Genomic DNA, 20,011 nt, shown 5'->3' with positions numbered 1-20,011 from the left:
TCGTAAATTCATGTCATGGAACTATCCATTACCACACCCGCATTATTATTTCCGGCAATTACCTTGCTGATGCTTGCTTACACCAATCGTTTTTTGGCCATTGCATCACTGGTACGAAAACTGCACGATGAATATATAAAAGTAGAAGACCGTAATCTTCTTCATAAGCAGATCAGCAACCTGCGTACACGCATCAGCCTTATAAGAAATATGCAGGCGATGGGAGTACTGAGTTTTTTGCTTTGTATCATTTGTATGTATCTTATTTTCCGTGAGTATGATGCAGCTGCAAAATGGGTGTTTGCATTAAGCCTGTTAAGTTTACTTACATCACTTATTTTTTCATTGATTGAAATTATCCTCAGCACAAAAGCCATTGATCTAGAATTGAGTGATATGGAACTGGATCGCCGAAGTATTTTCAAAACGTTTATTGACGGTGATAGTAATTAATTGACTGAACCTGCATCTGTGTAAATCAGTGTAATCAGTTATCAATCTTCACATAATAAAGAAACGAATCAGTAATGATTCGTTTCTTTTGATAATTATCGAAAATCAAAAACTTAACCTTTTTTCTCGTTGAATTTCTTCTCGGTCTCTTTTGCTTTTTCAAAATCAAGGATCACACCGTTAATGCAATAACGTAAACCTGTTGGTGGCGGACCATCTTCAAACACATGACCTAAATGTGCTTTACAGCGGCCACACTGAACTTCTGTGCGTTGCATACCATGTGTGTTATCCGGTGTATATATGATCGAGCTTTTGCTGATAGGTTCATAAAAGCTGGGCCAACCGCAACCACTATCGAATTTGGTATCGCTTTTAAACAAAGAGTTACCGCAGGCTGCACAATAATAAGTTCCCACTTCTTCAAATTTTTCAAACTTACTGGTCCATGGGCGCTCTGTTCCTTTTTGCCGAGCGATATAATAAACATCCGATGGAAGTATTTTTTTCCATTCTTCTTCACTCAGGTTCACTTTTGAAGAATCATTTTTGGAATAAACCGGGTTTTTCTTTGCTTCACTCATAGTAATCTTTTTTTCTTTTGTTTGGGTTGATTGTGCATCACAGCTAACAAATGTAAGCTGTACCAGAACAAGCATCATCAATAGTTGCTTCATGATCTTTTTTATTGTTTGCTAAAGTTACGAAAGGTTAATAGCTAACGGATGTCTGTTAAATGACAGAGTTTTTATCTTAACAAACCCTTGTATTAAACAATTTGCAATCAAAATAGGTTCAGATTGCAGATTTTTAAATGATGCTGTTTATATTTACAACTTCATCAAGCTTACATTCTGCATATGTTTAATTTGATCTTATTTGGCCCTCCGGGCAGTGGTAAAGGAACCCAGTCAGAGAAATTAATTTCAAAGTATGGTCTCAAGCACCTCAGTACCGGGGATTTGCTCCGTAGCGAAATTGCCGGCCAAACACCCCTTGGCCTGGAAGCCAAAAAGCTGATGGACAAAGGTCACCTGGTTCCGGATGAAGTGGTGATTGGAATGATCAGCTCCGCATTGGATGCAAATCCACAAGCAAAAGGATTTTTGTTTGATGGTTTCCCACGCACAGTTGCCCAGGCCGAAGCGCTGGATAAATTGCTGAAGCTGAAAGGCACACAGATCCATGCGATGATCTCAATGCTGGTGAGTGAAGAAGAACTGGTGAAGCGTTTACTCAACCGTGGTAAAACCAGCGGCCGCAGTGATGATACAAACGAAGAGATCAACCGTGCAAGAATTGTAGAATACCGCACTAAAACTTCTGTTGTTGCTGATTACTACAAGCAGTTTGATAAACTTGCTGAAATTGAAGGTGAAGGAACGATCGATGAGATTTTTGAATCGTTGCAAAAAGAAATTGAAGTACACATGGAGGCTTAATGCTTTTCGAGATATTAACTTAACCCCGACAAAAATGCCGGGGTTTTTTATGTACTTGATTTTTCTTTACGTCTTTACCCCTTCCCGGCTTTACATTTGTTCTGTACAAACAATTTTACATGAAACAATTCTTACTTATCTTCTTTCTCTTTTTTTCATCTGTTGCTCTTGCACAAAAAACAAAAGAAGAATCAGCCACAGAGAAATTTGTGCTGAAACTTCATGCAGCAAAATTCCGCTGGATGGTGAAGGGTGAACTTGATTCATTGAACAGTATTCTGGATGAGCGTTTGCAATATGTTCATTCAAATGGGTGGATCGAGAATAAGAAAGAAGTAATTGCTGATATTAAAAGCGGTAAACTTAAAATGAACAATGTTGTTGTTGAAGAAGCTTCTGCAAGAGTGTACAAAGGTTTTGTGATTGTGAACGGGAAAGGAACTTTTAGTGTGGTGATGGAAGGAAAGCCGATCGATATTCATTTACTATATACAGAAGTGTATGCAAAACGGCAGAATGGATGGCTGCTGGTAAGCCGTCATGCAAATAAATTAGTACAGTAAGGTCAGGCCACTCGAAGTGGCCAGACCGTAAAAAATTATTTATATGAATCTTGAATTAGCAAATCAACTCTTTATCGTAGGTGGTGCAACCAGCGGTTTCGGAAAAGCCATTGCAACTGCATTGTTAAATGAAGGGGCGAAAGTTATTGTAGTGGCGAGGGGAAAGGAGAAACTCAACGAACAATATGGATCAATTGCAAACGCAGAAATTGTTACGGGCGATATTACACAGCATGGAGTGATCGAAAAATTGAAAGCAATTGTTGGCGGTCGACAACTGCATGGAATGCTGGTGAATGCAGGCGGCCCACCCGCTAAAACAGTATTGGAAACAACCCTGAGCGATTGGGATGATGCTTATCAAAAACTCTTACGCTGGAAAGTTGAACTGACGCAAGCCTTTGTACCTGCAATGGTAAAAGCAGGATATGGACGAATCGTTTATATTGAAAGCTCCAGTGTAAAACAACCCATTGAAAATTTGGTATTAAGTACATCGCTGCGTTTAGCGGTTGTTGGGTTAGTAAAAACATTAAGCCAGGAAATTGGAAAGAGCGGTGTAACGTTGAATATACTTGGACCGGGTAGTCATAATACTCCAGCGATAGATCGATTGTATAATAAGAAAAGTGAACAAACAGGTTTGCCATTTGCCGACGTAAAACAAACTGCCATTCAACTTATTCCTGTTGGAGTGTTAGGTGAAGCCGATGATTTTGCATCGCTTGCCGTTTGGTTGTTGAGTAAACAAAGCCGTTTTGTAACCGGACAAACGATCATGGTCGATGGAGGTGCAGTGAGATCAACTTTATAAACTGAAATACGAACGTATAAATAAAAAGCCCCGCTATGCAGGGCTTTTTTATTGTTAACAACAGGCTGTTATGCCGCCGCAACAATCGCTGCCAGTAGAGCAGCATCCGGGATCATTTTGATTTGTGTTCATGATGCTAAGGTTTATATGTGAAAAAAGAATTAACAACAGCCGCTGCCGGGTGCACAGCAGGAAGGCTTTTGTGCAAATACAGTGATGGAGAAAATACCGGTATTACCTTGTTTGAAATCGGCAAGTTCCTGTTCATTCAAATAATTTTTCAAAATATCATCGGGAATACTAATTGCTTTTTCCTTCTGGACGGTAATATGCTCAAAGCCATTTTGCTGGATCAGTTCGAGATATACTTCTTTTTGAATAGCACCTGAAACACAACCTGCATACATCTCTGCATCTTTACGTAATGCATCAGGAAGATTTCCAACCAACACCACATCTGAAATACTGAAATGGCCACCGGCTTTCAACACACGAAAAATATCCTTGAATACACCGTCTTTATTCGGAACCAAATTCAATACACAGTTGCTTACAACCACATCTGCTGTGTTTGCAGTTACAGGCATGTGTTCAATATCTCCCTGGCGAAACTCTACGTTATTCAATCCTCTTTTTTCTGCATTGGTTCTTGCTTTATCGATCATGGCAGGTGTAAAGTCGATACCAATTACTTTCCCTGTTGGTCCTGTTTCTGCCACTGCAATAAAACAATCGTTACCTGCACCGCTTCCCAAATCGATCACTGTATCACCCGGACGAATTTTAGCAAACTGAGTTGGCAAACCACAACCTAATCCAAGATCAGCATCAGAATTGTATCCCTTGAGATTTGTATAATCATCACTCATGATATTATACACTTCTGTTGAGCAACCACCGGCACCACAGCAGGACGATTGATTGGTTTCTTTATCCTGTAAAGCAATTTCGCTGTACTTCTGTTTTACAATTTCTTTCAGTTGTGTTTCTGTTGTCATGTTGTTTGTTTTAAATGAAAGGTTATATGGTTGATGATTAACAGCATTTGGCGTTCGCCTCTTTTAGTTTTTCAAAGAGTGAATTAAAATCGGCATTGAATTTTTCAAAGGCTTTCCAGTTGATGCAGTAACAAGTTCGTGGCCCATCGACTTCGCCATCGATGAGACCGGCATTCTTTAATTCTTTGAGATGCTGACTCACGGTGCTTTGTGCAAGTGGTAATATCTCTACGATCTCACCACAAATACACTGGTTACGTTTTGCCAGTACACTGAGAATGGCAATACGGGCCGGGTGACTGATAGCTTTTGCAAAAGCTGCCAGGTGTTGTTCTTTCGTGCTGAATTCTTCTTTCTTGTGTATGGCCATTTTATTTATCGTGTTTTTACGATTAATCTGTTCAAACAAAAAGACGATCTGCTCGTCTTGTTTATTCTATATCGCAAATATACGATTAAGCTTTTCAGATTTCCAAACAAAAAGCCGGAAAAATTTTTCCGGCTTTAGTTTTTTGTCATTTCGACGTTAGGAGAAATCTGCCTGGCTCTATTACAAATGCCCATCAGATCCCTCGTTCCTCAGGATGACAATTATAATTGAACTTTGTTATCTACCATCACCATCCAGCAAATTGCCTAAACCACCAAGCAGGCTTCCTTCTTCTTTACGAGCACCTCTTCCATAAGAAAGAATACGGCTGGCCAATCTTGAAACGGGTAAAGTTTGAATCCATACTTTACCGGGACCACGCAATGTAGCAAAGAATAAACCTTCTCCACCGAAGATGGTATTCTTAATGCCGCCTACAAATTGTATATCAAAATCTATTTGATGTGTATAGGCAACAACACAACCGGTATCGATCTTTAATAATTCGCCGGGCTTCAGTTCACGTTCAAATACATGACCACCTGCATGTACGAATGCCAGGCCATCGCCTTCAAGCTTCTGCATAATAAAACCTTCACCGCCAAATAAACCGGTGCCGAGTTTACGTTGCAATGCAATACCGACGCTTACTCCTTTTGCAGCGCAGAGGAATGCATCTTTCTGACAAACGATAGGTCCGCCTAAACGCATCAGATCAAGTGGAATAATTTTTCCCGGATAAGGTGATGCAAAGCTCACCATTTTTTTACCCTGGCCAATGTTTGTATACGCCGTCATAAATAAACTTTCACCGGTTAGTAATCGTTTACCGGCTGAAAATAATTTCCCCAATACACCCGTGCCCTGGTTAGCACTACCGTCGCCAAAAATGGTTTCCATTTGTATGCCTTCATCCATTAACATAAAACTGCCTGCTTCCGCAATAGCTGTTTCATTTGGATCGAGTTCAATTTCTACGTACTGCATTTCTTCACCAACAATGCGGTAGTCAATTTCGTGTGCTGTTGCCATGATGATAATTTTTTTGTGAAATTACTGGGAAGAAAAATAGGGGCGAAAAATTATTTTGTTAAACAGAAAAGAAAAACCCTCTCCGGAAACGGAGAGGGTTACTAACCAAAATCGACAATTGACTTTTATCTTAAATTTTCGAAGGAACTGTTTTACGTTGCTGTCCAACCCAAACTTTCCTGCCTTGAATAGCTCTGCCGAGGTACATGATACCAACAAAGATGAAGAAGAAAGGACCGAGGAAACCAAACAGCGCAATGTACTTGGTGCCATAGAAACGTTCCATTGGTCTTCTTAAACGTTCAGAGATGATATACATACTTGGTACCATCATCAACGTTAAGAAGAACGCAAAGATCAATCCGTAAATGATCGTCCAGCTTAATGGACCCCAGAACACAACACTATCACCACCTAAGAAGATCTTTGGATCGAGATGTTGGAACAACGATACGAAATCGATGTTGAATCCAACAGCCAACGGTAACAGCCCAAGCATGGTTGCCAATGCGGTAAGCAATACCGGAATGATCCTGATCTTACCGGCTTGTATCGCTGCTTCTCTTGTTTTATAACCACGATGGCGTAGCTCATCGGTAAACTCAATTAAGAGGATACCATTCTTGATCACAATACCGGCAAGACCAATGATACCAACACCTAACATGATCGTAGCAATGGTTTTACCAGTGATAGCATAACCGAGTAAAACACCAATCACGCTGAAGAAGATCTCTGTTACTACAATAAACGGCTTGCTTAAACTGTTAAACTGTAATACAAGAATCAGGAAGATCAAACCAATTGCAATAACAAGGGCAGTGCCAAGGAATGCATTTGTTTCTGCTTCCTGTTCGCTTTGTCCGCTTTGACGAATGGTTACATCTTCCGGAATGCGTACTTTATTTTTAAAGTCGTCGATCTTTGTTTTCAATGCGGCATTAATAGCAGCTCCCTGTGTAGGATCAGCAATATTTGATTGCAACTGAATCGTACGCTTCAGGTTTTTCCGTTTAACGCCACCACTGGTGCTTGTGTAATCAAATTTAGCAACGGCATTAATAGGCACTTGTTTGATCTGCCCCGTATTGAAATCACGGAAAGTGATCTTCATATTCATCAGGTCAATGATATTGTTACGTTGCATTTCACTGTAGCGAAGCTGGATCTTGTATTCATCTTCACCATCTTTCAACTTACTTACTTCTTTACCAAACAATGCAGTACGTAATTCCATACCAACCTGTGCTGTACTCACACCTTCGATCAAAGCTCTTTCACGATCAACACTAACTGTTATTTCAGGATTATTCAAATCAACATCCATCTGCAGGTTGTCAATTCCATCAACACGGTTTGTATCGAGGTAGTTGAATAACTCTGTTGCAACTTTTGCAATATTGTTGAAGTTATCACCTACCACTTCAATATTCACCGGAGGATCAGTGGGAGGTCCACCATCTTCCTGTTCTACACTAATAGCAGCACCAGGAATGCCTTTGATGGTTCTGCGTATTTCATCAATGTACACTTTGGTTGATTTGCCATGACGTTTTTCATACTCCACAAACGATACCTGTATACGGCCAAGGTTTGGTTGTGTACTACGGTTGTTATCACGTGGGTTGTTTGCACTCACAGCCACATTCGTAATGATACTTTCAACAATGGAGCCTTCTTCACCCGGTTTTTCTTTTTCCAGTATCTTATATACTTTCTTTTCAAGCAGGCTTGTGATCGAATCGGTATACTTCACATCACTACCTACGGGCATCTTCAGATACACATAGATGAAATTTGGATCACCACTCGGGAAGAATGTGGAAGAGTTACCACGTGCAACCAACAATGCTACAGCGATCGGGAACAGTAAGAATAATGAAACAAGCATCCATACCGGTCTCCATCCTTTCAATACCCAACGCAACAATGTTTCATAGCTGTTCATTAATCTTGGTAATGCTCTTTCCTGGAAGAAGTAAATAGCATCACGCAATAAGTAACGGTTAAGCACACTTGCCAGTGCCATAAAGAACAGGAAGTTACCTGTGCCATGATTACCTATTACATGATTGATGATACCAATGATGATGAATGCCCACCAATACCATTTACGGAAGATGTTACTCTTCTTATCATCATAAGCACGGCCTTCCGGCTTCATAAAGCTTACAGCAAAAACCGGGTTCATGATAAAGGCAACGATCAACGATGCAGCTAATGTTAAGATCAACATCGTTGGTAAATAGATCATGAACTTACCAATGATCCCTTTCCAGAACAGGAGTGGGAAGAACGGAGCAAGTGTTGTAGCCGTACCTGCCAATACAGGAATGAATACTTCGCCGGCTGCTTCTTTTGCACTGCGTATGATCGGCACTTTACCGTTATGATAAATACGGTGCGTATTTTCAATTACCACAATGGCATCATCCACAATAATACCCAAGCCAAATAGTAATGCAAAAAGTACAATGAAGTTGAGCGTAACACCTGTACCAACAATGTAATCAGCCAACGGTAAAAAGAGGAAGGCAACAAACACACTCAGTGGTACACTCAATGCCACGAAGAACGCATTGGTTACACCCATAAAGAACATCAGGATCAGCAATACAAGTATGAAACCGATCACAATTGTATTTACCAGTTCATTGAATGATGTTTTTGTTTGCTTACTCTGATCACCCGTGATGGTTACTTTCAGATCTTTTGGCAGTATATCATTATCCTGCATATCTTTTACAGCAGCCTTTACATTATCAGCTGCATTGATCAGGTTTTCTCCGCTACGTTTTACAATGTTGAGTGTAATAACATTCTTACCATCCAAACGGGCAAAACTTTCATTTTCTTTTACCGTGTCTTTAATGGTAGCAATATCTTTCAGGTAAACGGGAGCACCGCTTACACCTTTCACAATAATATTGTTGATATCAAATGAACTGTTGAATTGTCCACGAACACGCACAGTACGTTTCATGGTGCCGATCTCTACCTGTCCACCGGTAATATCATTATTCTCACGTGCAATAGCATTTTCAATATCACTGAAAGTGATCCTGGAACTTGCCATACGGTACGGATCAACATTCACCTGTATTTCACGCTCAGGTGCGCCAACAATATCAGCTCTTGTAATTTCTTTTAGTTCTTCAAAACGATCCTGCATTTTATCAGCATACTGTTTCAGTTTAACAGGATCAAAATCGCCACTGATGTTTACGAACATGATAGGCATTTCACTGAAAGCGAATTCCTGCACATCAGGTTCTGCAGTAAGATCCTGCGGAAGATCTGTTCTTGCTTTGTCAACCGCATCTTTTACTTTTTGTTTTGCGAGATCAACTTTTACATCAGTATCGAATTCCACCACGATCAACGAAAAATCCTGTTGTGATGATGATTGTACTTTAATGACCCTTGCACCACTGATGCTTTTCAGTTGTTTTTCAATTGGTCTTGTTACCAGGTTCTCAATATCAGCAGGAGAGTTACCTACATAAATAGTGGCTACTGAAATAGTAGGCACCACAATATCAGGAAACTGCTCTTTCGGCAGCGTATTGAACTTGAAAAGCCCATACGCTGTAATTAATATGGTGATGATATAGATGGCCGTGCGATTATCAACACTCCAGCTCGTAGGTTTAAACTCCTTGAACTTTTTGCTGAGCCCTTCTATGAGATTTGATTGCATATAATAAGATTATGTAGTCAGCACTTGTTTTAGTTGATCAGCAATAAATAGTAACAAACGAAAGATTGATCATTTGTAAACATTACTTATTACTGATGATGTCTTTATCCAATTGTTACAACCTGTTTGTCATAAACAGTTTGGTAACCTTCAGAGATCAACTGCATACCTGTTTGTAAACCTGCTTTGATCTCGATCTTATCGCCATACGATTCACCAACAACAACTGGTTTTTTAACGGCAATACTGCGTCCTTTGCTGTCTTTCTCTACCACATACACATACTTTCCTTTGTCATCAGTTTGAATGAGATTAACAGGAATTACCAATGCATTTGGTGCATCGTAATCTTTGATGCGTACTGCAGCAATTGAATTCGGACGAACACCGCCACCGGGAATATTTGCTTCAATGGTAAATGTTCTTGTATTTGGGTTAATGGTTTGTGATGAAAGCTTTACTGTAGAGTTGAACGTTTTGTTCATATCAGGCAGAGTAACAATAACCGGGCTTCCTACACGCACACGGTTCATATAATTTTCTGGAACTTCTACCACTGCTTTTAACGTGCTGTTGTTTACAATACGTATCTGTGGAGATACTCCCATCATACCTGAAAAGAATTCGCCCACTTTTACTAAAACAACATCTGCAATACCACTTGCCGGTGAATACACAGTGAAAAGTTTTATTTGCTCATAAGCGGTTGCGATCTGGCGTTCCAATGCTTCTACATTTGTTTTAGCTGAGATTAATTGCACTTCGCTGCCAATGTTCTGATCCCATAAATTTTTCTGACGCTGGTAAAGATCTTTGGCCAGTGCTAATTGTGTTTCCTGAATTTTTACTTGTTGGCGCAACACTTTATCATCCATCTTCAAAACAAGTTGTCCTTTCTTTACAAACTGACCTTCTTTAATATAAAGATCAGTTACAAGGCCACCTTGTCCGTTTGGTGGTGCGATGTAAGAAATATTATCTGCATCAATTTTTCCCTGCAGGTCAATGTAGTGAGAGAAATCTTCAGTTACTACAGGTGTAACTGCTATCAGTTTTGCTTTGTCGCTTTTGCCTGCGCCGGTATCAAGCTTTGCAATTTCCTGTTCCAGTGTCTGGATCTTTGTTGCAAGTGTAACCTGTTCTGTTTTCAGTTTTTCCAGTTCTGCTTTCTTATCGCCAAGCGATCCTTTCTTTTCTTTTGCTCCCTGTCCGCAGGCAACAAGAACAACCGCAAACCCGGCGATGATGGTGTATTGAAAAATTCGTTTCATAATTTGATGTTTATAGTAATGGTTGATGATTAGTTTAATTGTCCAATGGCTTTGAAATAACTGATTCTGGCTACAACTGCATTGTACAACGCATCAAAGTAGTTGCCTTGAGCACGTTGAAATTCGTTATCCGCAATCAAAACATCGAAACTGTCTCCAAGACCTTGTTCATATTTTTTCTTCGTGGTATTGTAAACCCGTTCAGCCAGTTCAAGATTCTTCTGTTGAGCATCCATGTTGATAATGGCATTACGCAAATTGATCTGTGAAGATGTTTTTTCCAGGTCAATTGCTCTCTTCACATTCTCCATTGTATTCACAGTTTTGTCGAGTGTGTATTGTGCCTGGTGAATTTTGTACTTACGTTGAAAGCCATCGAAGATGGGGATGCTTAAGTTCAAACCAATAAGATTGGAGTTGAACCAGAACCAGTTTTGACCGGTAAAGGCTGAGAAGTTTTTGTTCAACTGCCCCTGCTGCTGAAACTGGTAGAAGAAAGCCAACGTTGGTGCATAACCGAGTTTCTGACGTCTTACATCAAGCTGCTGGAGTTTCTGTACGGTATTTAATAAACGAACTTCACTGCGATTATTGTAATTGAAACTTCCATCATCAAGGATGTTTTCTTTTACAGTTTGTGTAGTGAGTGTTTCTGTAAGTACAATCTTATCGCTTTGGTTAAGTCCCATGCTGAATTTTAATGCAGCATAGCCTAACTCAATTACATTTTTCAATTGTGTCTCGCTCGACTTTGTGTTGTTAAAGCTTACAGTTGTTTTATCGATATCAAGTTTTTCAATAAAGCCGTTTTTGAAAAGTTGCTCCTGGTCGCTCAACAGTTTCTGAAAACGTTGAAGGCTTTGCTGCAATACACCCAGTTGCTGTTCAGCAATCAAAACCTGGTAGTAAGCTTTCTGTACCTGCTCACGTGTTTTTTCTTCCTGAACTTTGATGTTTTCTTTTGCGTATTCAATGGAAGTTTTGCGGGCAATAAGACCAACAAATACATCCGGTTGAAATAACAATTGGTTCAAACTTACACCTGCAGTAATGCTCCATGGCTGTACAAAGCTGAACTCCTGAACTGTAAATTCATTTTTTCGCTGAATGGTATTACCGCTCCCATCTTTTACCCCTTCCTGGTTTAGTACTGTATACACATCTGTTTTACCAGCACTGGGGAATAAGATCTTTGGCAAAGTAAGATAATGTGCCACCTGACCGCTACCGGTTACCTGTGGTAACGCCGAGCCAACGATCTCTTTGTTCTGTGCTTCCTGTTTCAGTGAATCAATGCGTAGATTTTTAATGTCAGCAACATTGTTTAATGCCAGGCTTACCGCTTCTTTTACATTCAGTCGATATTCTGTTTGCGCTTTTGTTGATTGAAAACCCAGCAGCAGCAGTGCAAACACGAGCCACTTGTTTCTTGTTGTTTTTTTCATCGCTTGTCTTTAGTTAGTGATTGTCCGCTATACGCAGTAAAGTGAAAGCAGTTGTGCAACACTCAGGCGTTAGTATGGATGTTAAGGTTTAGTGTTTCTTTTTTTATGATATTCTTCTTTGTACTTAGTGATCAGTTTGTATCCTTTTAACGTTGCAAGACCATACAGAAAATGTTCCATGGTTTCTCTTGTTACATCGGCCAGGTTGTATTTACTGGGAGCTGTTGCCGCCATTGCAAAAGGAACCATCATTGTTTCTACCCTGTACCTACTCATCATTTCAACACTTATATCTGCCCGGTATAACTCCTCTGCAATTCCTCTACGCATATTGTGGGCCACCACTTCCATCAGGTATACTTCTTTCATCTTCCTGAATTTTTCAAACGCTTTGGGGTGGAATTTTTCAGCATCATATAAAACCATTGGGTTCAACTGCGAAAACTGATCGTACAACTGCTCCAGTGTCAGAAATATTTCATCCACTGCATCCTTTGCATTTTTCTTGCAGAATTCACAATCGTGCTGCGTTTGCATCACTTCATCATCCATTACTGCATTTACCAGTTCATCTTTCTCAGAAAAAAACTGGTAAATGGTTTTTTTGCTCATTCCAAGCTGTGCGGCAATGTCATCCATTGAAACAGAACGGATGCCGTATCGCAGGAACAACTCATGTGCCTTTTTTTGTATTCTTTCTTTTGTCTCCATATTCACAATTCGGGGGCAAAACTATGGAAACTTTATTCGTTGCCAAAGTTTCCATCATATTTTTTTTCCATTCGTCACAAAAAATTAATACTGCGGCACCGCAATCGAAAGATGTATTTTTGAACAGGCAAATGCAACAACATGTTTAAAACCTTTAATTACAAACGATTATTCCAATACTTTTTGCAAGGCTTACTGGTGTTAGCACCAATTGTGGTAACTGGCTATGCGTTGTTTTGGATCGTGACCAGTATAGACGAACTGATCCCCATTTTTACTTTTACAGATGATGAAGGAAAAGTAATTGTCCGCAATTTCGGGTTGGGCTTCCTGATTATCATAGGCGCAATTTGCCTGGTAGGCTACCTGAGTACCTTCTTTATTCAAAGCCGCATCTTTAATTTGTTCGATCATTGGCTGGAGAAAGTGCCCGGCATCAAATTTATTTATACAACTGTAAAAGATTTCTTTGAAGCATTTGCTGGCGAGAAGAAAAAATTCAACCGGCCGGTGCTGGCGAATATTGATGATAACGATGTGTGGCGTGTGGGTTTTCTTACAAGAGAAGATACCGAAGACTTTGGTCTGAAAGATTATGTTGCTGTGTATGTGCCCATGAGTTATTCCATTGCAGGCAATGTATATCTTATACCTGCCAACAGGATTAAATCATTGGAAGGACATTTAACCGGTACAGAAGCGATGAAGTTTGCAATCAGCGGTGGTGTTACAAAGATGGATGAAGAGATCGATGAAGAAATATTGAAGGAAGAGAAAGCACTCAAGTAATAGTGTTTATGAAGAAGACCTTATTCGTTGTTGTTGTACTACTGATCTCACAGCAATGTTTCTGTTGGGGATTTTATGGACACCGCAAGATCAATTACCTGGCGGTGTTTCTGCTGCCGCCTGATATGATCGGGTTTTATAAGACACATATTGATTTTTTGACCGAGCATTCAGTTGATCCGGATAAGCGACGTTATGCCATACCTGAAGAAGGGCCACGTCATTACATTGATATTGATCATTACGGTTCGTTTCCTTTTTCTGAACTACCACATAACTATGATAGTGCTGTTACAAAATTTACTGCTGATACTGTGAATGCTTATGGTATTGTGCCATGGTGGGTGCAAACCATGTTGTGGCGGTTAACGGCTGCATTTAAAGAAAAGAACCAGGCAAAGATTTTAAAGTTGAGTGCAGAGATCGGTCATTACATTGCGGATGCACATGTGCCGTTGCATGCATCGCATAATCACAATGGACAATTCACGAATCAAAATGGTATTCATGGTTTTTGGGAAAGTCGAGTGCCTGAATTATTAGCAGAAAAGGAATTTGATTTCTGGATAGATAAAGCCGAGCATATTAAAAATCCCGGACAGTTTATCTGGAAGCGGGTGTTGGAAAGTGCAGCTGCTGCTGATACAGTATTGCGTTATGAAAAAGAATTGACCCAAAGCTTCCCAGCTGATCAGAAATTTTCATTTGAAAACAGGAACGGTATCACTATCAGAACTTATTCAACAGCTTTTACTACGGCTTATAATCATAAGTTGAACGGAATGGTGGAGCGCCGCATGCGCCAAAGCATTTTTGCAGTTGCAGGTTTTTGGTACACGGCTTGGGTAAATGCTGGTCAGCCAGATTTGAAAAAACTCAGCAACAAAGAATTTACTGCAGAAGAGTTGAAAGAATTTGAGGAGCTGAATAATAACTGGCGCAATGGAAAGATTGTTGGAAGAGAACATGACTAAATTCAGGGTTTGCAGTTTTTCCTCTGACTTAATAAATGATTTACTGCGTTTTTAAATGAGCTGCTTTAATTCTGATGATCCTGCTGCTTTTTTTATTTGCCTGGAATAACTATATATCGAGAATAGTCCATGTGCGGCGAGTAAAACAGAAATAATCAGGTATAGCCAAAAAGGTTGCTTAAAAAAGAGGATGACTATAAAATTCAATGGCAGGCTAATAATGCACCAAAGCAATACCCCCCATTTTCTTCCTTCTAAAATGACGCCATTGGCAATAGTGCCGAGAAAGATCAATAAAAAGAGCATCGGCTTTTGGTAACCTTCAAAAGATGTTTCCTGCCAAATAAAAAATAAAAGGAAAATGAACAGCAAAAACGAAGCGCTTGCAGAAATGGAGATGGGTAATGAAGTGGTTGATGAAACACTCTGTTTCATTTTTTTCAGTAATCGACCACCAGTAAAAAACCTGTGATTATTTGTAATAACAGGATTCGAACTGTTAATAGCATCATTAACCCCGAAAATAACAGGAATGTCTCTTTTTTCGGCCTGGAATGTGCGAAAGAGCTTATCCCATACAACAAATGTTCCTCCGAAATTTTTATCAACATACAAATCATTTTTTCCATGATGTACACGATGGTGCGATGGAGTGATTAAAATGTATTCAAGCCATCCGCTTTTCTTTACGAAATGATTATGATTGTAAAACTGGATAAAGAAGTGTATGCCCGAAACGGTTATAAAAATATCTAGAGGAATACCTGCAAATGCCATCACAGCATAAAATGGATACGATGTTATAGATGAATACCATGAATTACGAATGCCCAACGACAGATTAAAATGCTCCCCCTCATGGTGAACCCCATGCACAGCCCACAGAAATTTAACGGAATGGTGAAAACGATGACTCCAGTAAAAACAAAAATCCCATGCGATAAAGCCGATTATCCATTGAACAGCAACAGGCAGCTGGTTAATAATGCCGAAACTGTAATTCTGAAGAGCATAATCATATGCAAACAGCGAGAGACCTCTTATTACCCAAAGAAGTATATGGCCTGATTGAAGATTTGCAATAATTTCCTTCCAGGGTATTGCTGTTTTCGAAGAAAATTTCATGACCAGAATTTCCAGTATTATAAAAAAGAAAAGCAGCATATTACCATAAACCATATTCATACTTCCGGTTTTACCTGTTAATGAAATTTACTACGACATTTTTTCTTCTGTACAGTATTCAGAAATAAAAGGCATTTTCTCTAATATGAATTGCAGTTCGCTGTCACCTAGTGCTGTGTATTTGTTTCTGCTGATGTGATTTAGTTTTTCCGGGTCCTGATTCGTACTAAACAGGCGATCTTCTATTCCCAGCTTACCGCAAAGGTTATTGATAACCGACTGTTCATTTTTTATAAGACCATTGAAACTAAGGTTGATTGTTTGATTTGAATAAACGGCTGTAATGTTTTCATGTGCCATTTTATACCAATTGATCAGGATATTTTTAGTTCGCTCATTAATGTCATGCCCTGGAGCTTTCGAAGTAAAGAATGCATAAATGCTGTTATTTAGTGCTATTGTGGAAGGAATGGTCTTTGATGGGCATCGTGTAATTGTAACAATAGTTGCATCACCAAAAAACTGGTGTAATGATTTTACTTTCGACATCATAGCAGGATTTTTTGAAAGAAATTTTTTTGTTCCTCTACGGTTAAAAACAAAGTTATGACGCTGTACACATTTTCTGTAATAGCGCATAATTCGTTCTTTATTTACTGTTGTCATCTTATCATCAAACGCAAAGTAATTGTTGAAATAATTTGTATCCGGGAAGAAAAAATTTAAATAGAAGGTTGACATATTCCAAAGTAAAATAGCTTCATCTTCCTCCGGCAGGCTTAATCCAATTTTATGTATGTGTTTAAAATTATCAAGTAACCTGTTTTCTACTGAAAGGATCACCTTTTTCAAAGGGCTTCCTAATGTACGGTCACATTTTAGTAAACCCAGAAAAAAGTATTTCTGAATAATAGACGGAGCAAGAATAATTTCCCACAGTTTAAAGGTGGTGAAGTTGTTTTTATCGGCTGCCAATGTGTGAAACAGGTAAGTAGTTCCGCTTCTGGGAGCTGCTACTATAAAAACCGGATTCCTGATTGACTGACGTATAAAATGCGGGAAGAAAACATGATCCAGTAATAGAAAAAATCGGTTAATAATTAAGCAGATTGTAAAAATTGGGACTAGAATTAGTGATATAAGGATCCTTTTTGTGTTAAACCATCTCATATTCTTTGAATCGAAGGAGAATAAGCTGAAGGTCAATTTTATTGTAAGTGAGTAATCCATTTTAGTATTTAATTAAAACCCCGCCAATAGAAAAGCCTGCTGATGTGCCGCTTAACAAACAGACATCTCCTCGTTTTATTTCTCCTGCTTTGATTGAGCGATAAAAGGTTAAAGGAATGGAAGCTGCAATACAGTTTCCGAGCGAACAAAGACTATCCTTGACTTGATTGTCTCTGAATGGATACAAGGACTTAAACATCATGAGACCTGCTTTTGAAGCCTGATGAGGGATAATAGCATCAGTGTCTAATATGCTTATTGGTAAATCCCGGAAGAAAAAATCCATGAAGTGTGGAATACATTTTTTTGCGAGGCGAAGTAAATTTTTTCCATTCATGGCAAATGAATGTAGCTTTTGATTATAAGCATGATCCTTAAATGAATATTTTGTTCCTCCGCCTTCAATAATTGCATCCATTACCCCTTCTGAATAAGTTTGCAACCCACCTTTAATGAAAAGAGAATTGCCATCTTCGTCGTATTGAACAATTACAGCAACGGCCGCATCACCAAATAACGTAACTGTTTCGGAATTTTCAGGATTTAAGCCTTTTGACGAAACCTCTGAACTGACTATAATAATTTTTTTGTATTGCTTTCCGTCTAATAGGTTAGCCGCAATTTCAAAAGCAGAAACAAAACTCAAACATGTACTGTCGATGTCAATAGTTGGAAACGTAAACTGATTGCCATCTTTCAATTGGCTCTTAATGACACTTGCTTCGTTCGGTATTGGGTAATCATAAGTAGCGGCGGCAGATATGAGTAAGTCAATTTCAGAAAGGGGAACCGAACAATTTGCTAATGCCTGCTCAACAGCACGGGCGCCCATATATGCATTTGTTTCAAAAGTAACATGGTGCCTTGTTGCAACTCCGGAATATTTTTCTGACCAGCCAGTATAGAGGCCAAATTGTTCTTCAATTTCTGATGACAGAACTTTTCTTGGCAGGTATTCTCCAAAGCCTACAATTCTTACCGGTTTTCCTTTTAGCATGTTATTCTGCAGAAGTTGGGTTATACAAATAAGTTCTTTAACATTGACTTTTAACGTGTATTCAGATTGATCTTAGCTACTTATAAGAAGTCGTCTCATTTTTTGTGTTTAACAGGTGCTTATAGTAAAAGTGTTCAGTAATGCGTTTATGATAAAGATGAGGATATTCTTTTCTATTGTAAAATACATACTAAGTTTCAAATTATTTAGTCAAGTTTCATGCAATTTTTAATTGCTCGTAGCTCATTGTTATTTGGGCAAGAGACACTAATTACCGATATGCAGGTTGTGATAAATTTAAAGTAATGTAATGTCTGCTTTTTGAGAAACAAGATCACGGGTGGTAACAGAACAATGCGTGGGAACGATAATTGTTGCAGGATTTTGTTGATGGTATGTATGGATTTTTTTTAAGCTTTGTTTATAATCAATCCATGAGTGAAAGAAAAAGCGAACCGAAGGATGCGGTAAAATCAAATCCTTGTATGACTCTTTAAGCCAACAGGCGTCTGCCACAAGGAAATAAGTTTGTTTGTTGGTTTTTAGAAGTAATCCAATTTGGCCAGCTGCGTGCCCTGGTAATTGGTAAATGATCAAATAGCCATCATTGAAGAGATCATATTTTCGGCCAAATATTTCATCATCTTCTGCCGATGCATATTCTTCGATTATACGAAGACGGTCTTCAAAATCATCCGGAAGCAACGGTTTTAAAATCCCTTTTGTAAACCCCAATACTGTGCTAATACGTTTCACTTGTGAATAAGCCGCAGCAGAGCAATAAAAAATTGCTTTAGTAAAGTCTTTTAATCCACCAATATGGTCTGCGTGAAAATGACTTATAATAACGTATGAGATATCGTCTGTTGTTAGCCCGAACTTCTTTAATTGTTGTTTTACTTCATCCTCTTCAGAGATATGTACTTTGGTTATAAGAGCATAAATCCGGTTAGGAAAATTGCGTGTGGCTTCATGAAAACGCTGTGTATATCCGGTGTCAAACAATATCCATCCTTTGGCTGGATGGCGTATTAAACCGAATAGTGCATGGAATTTTATAGTCTGCTTTCTTCCATTTCTGATAGCGTGATGTTCACTCGCTTCACAGTAACCTGCGTAATTTAAATATAGTTGCAGCTCGTTCATTTTAGTAAAAGATTTTCATATTCTGCTTACCGGTTTATTCAGGGTTGTACTAATATCAACAACGTTAACACAGTTATATTAATTCATAGAAATTAATGATCTTATCTGAACAGGAGCTTATACTTTTTAAGGTGGTATCAATAACAATTTCAGGATTAACGGGTGGTTCATACGGTGAGGAAATACCTGTGAAATCTTTTAATTGGCCATTTAACGCTTTTGCATAAAGCCCCTTAGGATCTCTTTTTATACATTCATCTATGCCTGTTGATACATATACTTCAATAAACCGGTTACACATTTGCCTGATCTGTTCCCGGATACTTACATACGGAGATATCAAGGAGACGATAACAACAAATCCCATGCTTTCAAATTTCGATGCAATATAGCCAACAGTTAAGTTGTGTTTTTTTCTTGATTGTTCATCAAATCCTGTGAGTTTGATCGCTTGTCTGATATCGTCCCCATCCAGAGAAATTATTGTTACTGAACGTTCTTTGAATTTCTTTACCAGATCATCAGAAATAGTTGTTTTTCCGGCTGCACTAAGGCCTGTCAGCCAAATTACACAAGGCTTTATATTGTCATTGACTGTACCTGAAATTTCTACTTTACTTATATGCTGCAGGAAATGAGACATATACGTTTCGGCCATAGCTTCAAGATCAATTACTTGATCCAAATGCTCTGCCGAAAATTCAGAGCGGTTGTTTGTTTTAATATTGCTCAAAGCGAATGACATAATATCCCCAAAGTATTAGAATGAAATCGGTCAATAAGTTTTTCACGCTTTTATACAAATGAATCCAGTTGATGTTATTGCTCTTATTAATATTGTTCAATTTTATTCATAGCTCGTGAAATGATTGCTAACAGACTACTCTAATTTAATGAATATAAACTCAACAATTTGTGTTAATAATGGCTGATTTTTTTTCGAAACAGGTC

Annotated in this window: 19 protein-coding genes; 6 read left to right on the top strand and 13 right to left on the bottom strand. The window is 38.8% G+C overall.

Annotation, left to right across the window (positions count from 1 at the left end):
• Nucleotides 1-15: 15 nt before the first annotated feature.
• Complete coding sequence (locus tag H4075_RS18295; RefSeq protein ID WP_182802265.1) at nt 16-453, top strand: DUF2721 domain-containing protein; 438 nt, start codon at nt 16-18, stop codon at nt 451-453.
• A gap of 113 nt (nt 454-566) precedes the next feature.
• Here H4075_RS18295 and msrB read toward each other — a convergent pair whose 3' ends face one another.
• On the bottom strand, nt 567-1,130 hold the full coding sequence (gene msrB / locus H4075_RS18290) for a peptide-methionine (R)-S-oxide reductase MsrB (protein WP_182802264.1): 564 nt from the start codon (nt 1,128-1,130) through the stop codon (nt 567-569).
• Between the two features lie 183 nt (nt 1,131-1,313).
• Between msrB and H4075_RS18285 the strand changes: the two genes are divergently transcribed.
• The 3 genes from H4075_RS18285 (at nt 1,314) to H4075_RS18275 (ending at nt 3,272) form a co-directional block, all read left to right on the top strand.
• Nucleotides 1,314-1,895 carry an adenylate kinase gene (locus H4075_RS18285; protein WP_182802263.1) on the top strand — a complete coding sequence of 194 codons (582 nt, stop codon included), beginning with the start codon at nt 1,314-1,316 and terminating at the stop codon, nt 1,893-1,895.
• Nucleotides 1,896-2,014: 119 nt separating this feature from the next.
• The gene (locus H4075_RS18280; RefSeq protein WP_182802262.1) at nt 2,015-2,458 is read left to right on the top strand and encodes a nuclear transport factor 2 family protein; all 444 of its coding nucleotides are present in this window, start codon (nt 2,015-2,017) and stop codon (nt 2,456-2,458) included.
• 43 nt (nt 2,459-2,501) lie between these two features.
• Nucleotides 2,502-3,272, top strand: coding sequence for an SDR family oxidoreductase (locus H4075_RS18275; protein WP_182802261.1), 771 nt, complete (start codon nt 2,502-2,504; stop codon nt 3,270-3,272).
• A 161-nt stretch (nt 3,273-3,433) separates the two neighbouring features.
• Here H4075_RS18275 and H4075_RS18270 read toward each other — a convergent pair whose 3' ends face one another.
• The 7 genes from H4075_RS18270 to H4075_RS18240 all read right to left on the bottom strand — a co-directional run bounded on the left by H4075_RS18270 (nt 3,434) and on the right by H4075_RS18240 (nt 12,799).
• Nucleotides 3,434-4,270 carry an arsenite methyltransferase gene (locus H4075_RS18270; RefSeq protein WP_182802260.1) on the bottom strand — a complete coding sequence of 279 codons (837 nt, stop codon included), beginning with the start codon at nt 4,268-4,270 and terminating at the stop codon, nt 3,434-3,436.
• Between the two features lie 37 nt (nt 4,271-4,307).
• Nucleotides 4,308-4,640: an ArsR/SmtB family transcription factor gene (locus H4075_RS18265; protein WP_182802259.1), complete on the bottom strand. Its 333-nt coding sequence runs from the start codon at nt 4,638-4,640 to the stop codon at nt 4,308-4,310.
• A 237-nt stretch (nt 4,641-4,877) separates the two neighbouring features.
• Nucleotides 4,878-5,672, bottom strand: coding sequence for a TIGR00266 family protein (locus H4075_RS18260; protein ID WP_182802258.1), 795 nt, complete (start codon nt 5,670-5,672; stop codon nt 4,878-4,880).
• 130 nt (nt 5,673-5,802) lie between these two features.
• Nucleotides 5,803-9,372 carry an efflux RND transporter permease subunit gene (locus H4075_RS18255; protein ID WP_182802257.1) on the bottom strand — a complete coding sequence of 1,190 codons (3,570 nt, stop codon included), beginning with the start codon at nt 9,370-9,372 and terminating at the stop codon, nt 5,803-5,805.
• A gap of 104 nt (nt 9,373-9,476) precedes the next feature.
• Nucleotides 9,477-10,643 carry an efflux RND transporter periplasmic adaptor subunit gene (locus H4075_RS18250; RefSeq protein WP_182802256.1) on the bottom strand — a complete coding sequence of 389 codons (1,167 nt, stop codon included), beginning with the start codon at nt 10,641-10,643 and terminating at the stop codon, nt 9,477-9,479.
• Nucleotides 10,644-10,672: 29 nt separating this feature from the next.
• On the bottom strand, nt 10,673-12,088 hold the full coding sequence (locus tag H4075_RS18245) for a TolC family protein (RefSeq protein WP_182802255.1): 1,416 nt from the start codon (nt 12,086-12,088) through the stop codon (nt 10,673-10,675).
• Between the two features lie 81 nt (nt 12,089-12,169).
• On the bottom strand, nt 12,170-12,799 hold the full coding sequence (locus H4075_RS18240) for a TetR/AcrR family transcriptional regulator (protein WP_182802254.1): 630 nt from the start codon (nt 12,797-12,799) through the stop codon (nt 12,170-12,172).
• A gap of 141 nt (nt 12,800-12,940) precedes the next feature.
• Here H4075_RS18240 and H4075_RS18235 point away from each other — a divergent pair, with 141 nt between their 5' ends.
• Nucleotides 12,941-13,588, top strand: a complete 648-nt coding sequence (locus H4075_RS18235) for a DUF502 domain-containing protein (RefSeq protein WP_182802253.1) — start codon at nt 12,941-12,943, stop codon at nt 13,586-13,588.
• 8 nt (nt 13,589-13,596) lie between these two features.
• Nucleotides 13,597-14,562 carry a zinc dependent phospholipase C family protein gene (locus tag H4075_RS18230; protein WP_182802252.1) on the top strand — a complete coding sequence of 322 codons (966 nt, stop codon included), beginning with the start codon at nt 13,597-13,599 and terminating at the stop codon, nt 14,560-14,562.
• A gap of 51 nt (nt 14,563-14,613) precedes the next feature.
• Here the strand turns inward: H4075_RS18230 and H4075_RS18225 are convergent, their stop codons facing one another.
• The 5 genes from H4075_RS18225 to cysC all read right to left on the bottom strand — a co-directional run bounded on the left by H4075_RS18225 (nt 14,614) and on the right by cysC (nt 19,805).
• The gene (locus H4075_RS18225) at nt 14,614-15,687 is read right to left on the bottom strand and encodes a sterol desaturase family protein (protein ID WP_182802251.1); all 1,074 of its coding nucleotides are present in this window, start codon (nt 15,685-15,687) and stop codon (nt 14,614-14,616) included.
• A gap of 90 nt (nt 15,688-15,777) precedes the next feature.
• Complete coding sequence (locus tag H4075_RS18220; protein ID WP_255460461.1) at nt 15,778-16,857, bottom strand: sulfotransferase; 1,080 nt, start codon at nt 16,855-16,857, stop codon at nt 15,778-15,780.
• A 61-nt stretch (nt 16,858-16,918) separates the two neighbouring features.
• The gene (locus tag H4075_RS18215; RefSeq protein ID WP_182802249.1) at nt 16,919-17,914 is read right to left on the bottom strand and encodes a 3-oxoacyl-[acyl-carrier-protein] synthase III C-terminal domain-containing protein; all 996 of its coding nucleotides are present in this window, start codon (nt 17,912-17,914) and stop codon (nt 16,919-16,921) included.
• 297 nt (nt 17,915-18,211) lie between these two features.
• The gene (locus H4075_RS18210) at nt 18,212-19,060 is read right to left on the bottom strand and encodes an MBL fold metallo-hydrolase (RefSeq protein WP_182802248.1); all 849 of its coding nucleotides are present in this window, start codon (nt 19,058-19,060) and stop codon (nt 18,212-18,214) included.
• A 73-nt stretch (nt 19,061-19,133) separates the two neighbouring features.
• A complete protein-coding gene (cysC, locus tag H4075_RS18205) occupies nt 19,134-19,805 on the bottom strand; it encodes an adenylyl-sulfate kinase (protein ID WP_182802247.1) in 672 nt (223 codons plus the stop codon).
• Nucleotides 19,806-20,011 lie beyond the last annotated feature (206 nt).

Origin of the sequence: Lacibacter sediminis (assembly GCF_014168535.1) — a bacterium.
Lineage (GTDB): Bacteria > Bacteroidota > Bacteroidia > Chitinophagales > Chitinophagaceae > Lacibacter > Lacibacter sediminis.
Note: the sequence above shows the minus strand (reverse complement) of the source record. Positions and strands in the feature narration are given on the sequence as shown.

Bases quoted from the DNA above. Each gene is read 5' to 3' on its own strand.
- H4075_RS18220 (WP_255460461.1), bottom strand. From the start codon at position 16,857: ATGAGATGGTTTAACACAAAAAGGATCCTTATATCACTAATTCTAGTC.
- H4075_RS18275 (WP_182802261.1), top strand. From the start codon at position 2,502: ATGAATCTTGAATTAGCAAATCAACTCTTTATCGTAGGTGGTGCAACC.
- H4075_RS18215 (WP_182802249.1), bottom strand. From the start codon at position 17,914: ATGCTAAAAGGAAAACCGGTAAGAATTGTAGGCTTTGGAGAATACCTG.
- H4075_RS18235 (WP_182802253.1), top strand. From the start codon at position 12,941: ATGTTTAAAACCTTTAATTACAAACGATTATTCCAATACTTTTTGCAA.
- H4075_RS18250 (WP_182802256.1), bottom strand. From the start codon at position 10,643: ATGAAACGAATTTTTCAATACACCATCATCGCCGGGTTTGCGGTTGTT.
- H4075_RS18285 (WP_182802263.1), top strand. From the start codon at position 1,314: ATGTTTAATTTGATCTTATTTGGCCCTCCGGGCAGTGGTAAAGGAACC.
- H4075_RS18255 (WP_182802257.1), bottom strand. From the start codon at position 9,372: ATGCAATCAAATCTCATAGAAGGGCTCAGCAAAAAGTTCAAGGAGTTT.
- H4075_RS18245 (WP_182802255.1), bottom strand. From the start codon at position 12,088: ATGAAAAAAACAACAAGAAACAAGTGGCTCGTGTTTGCACTGCTGCTG.
- H4075_RS18230 (WP_182802252.1), top strand. From the start codon at position 13,597: ATGAAGAAGACCTTATTCGTTGTTGTTGTACTACTGATCTCACAGCAA.
- H4075_RS18210 (WP_182802248.1), bottom strand. From the start codon at position 19,060: ATGAACGAGCTGCAACTATATTTAAATTACGCAGGTTACTGTGAAGCG.
- H4075_RS18265 (WP_182802259.1), bottom strand. From the start codon at position 4,640: ATGGCCATACACAAGAAAGAAGAATTCAGCACGAAAGAACAACACCTG.
- H4075_RS18270 (WP_182802260.1), bottom strand. From the start codon at position 4,270: ATGACAACAGAAACACAACTGAAAGAAATTGTAAAACAGAAGTACAGC.
- H4075_RS18225 (WP_182802251.1), bottom strand. From the start codon at position 15,687: ATGAAATTTTCTTCGAAAACAGCAATACCCTGGAAGGAAATTATTGCA.
- H4075_RS18295 (WP_182802265.1), top strand. From the start codon at position 16: ATGGAACTATCCATTACCACACCCGCATTATTATTTCCGGCAATTACC.
- H4075_RS18280 (WP_182802262.1), top strand. From the start codon at position 2,015: ATGAAACAATTCTTACTTATCTTCTTTCTCTTTTTTTCATCTGTTGCT.
- H4075_RS18240 (WP_182802254.1), bottom strand. From the start codon at position 12,799: ATGGAGACAAAAGAAAGAATACAAAAAAAGGCACATGAGTTGTTCCTG.
- cysC (WP_182802247.1), bottom strand. From the start codon at position 19,805: ATGTCATTCGCTTTGAGCAATATTAAAACAAACAACCGCTCTGAATTT.
- msrB (WP_182802264.1), bottom strand. From the start codon at position 1,130: ATGAAGCAACTATTGATGATGCTTGTTCTGGTACAGCTTACATTTGTT.
- H4075_RS18260 (WP_182802258.1), bottom strand. From the start codon at position 5,672: ATGGCAACAGCACACGAAATTGACTACCGCATTGTTGGTGAAGAAATG.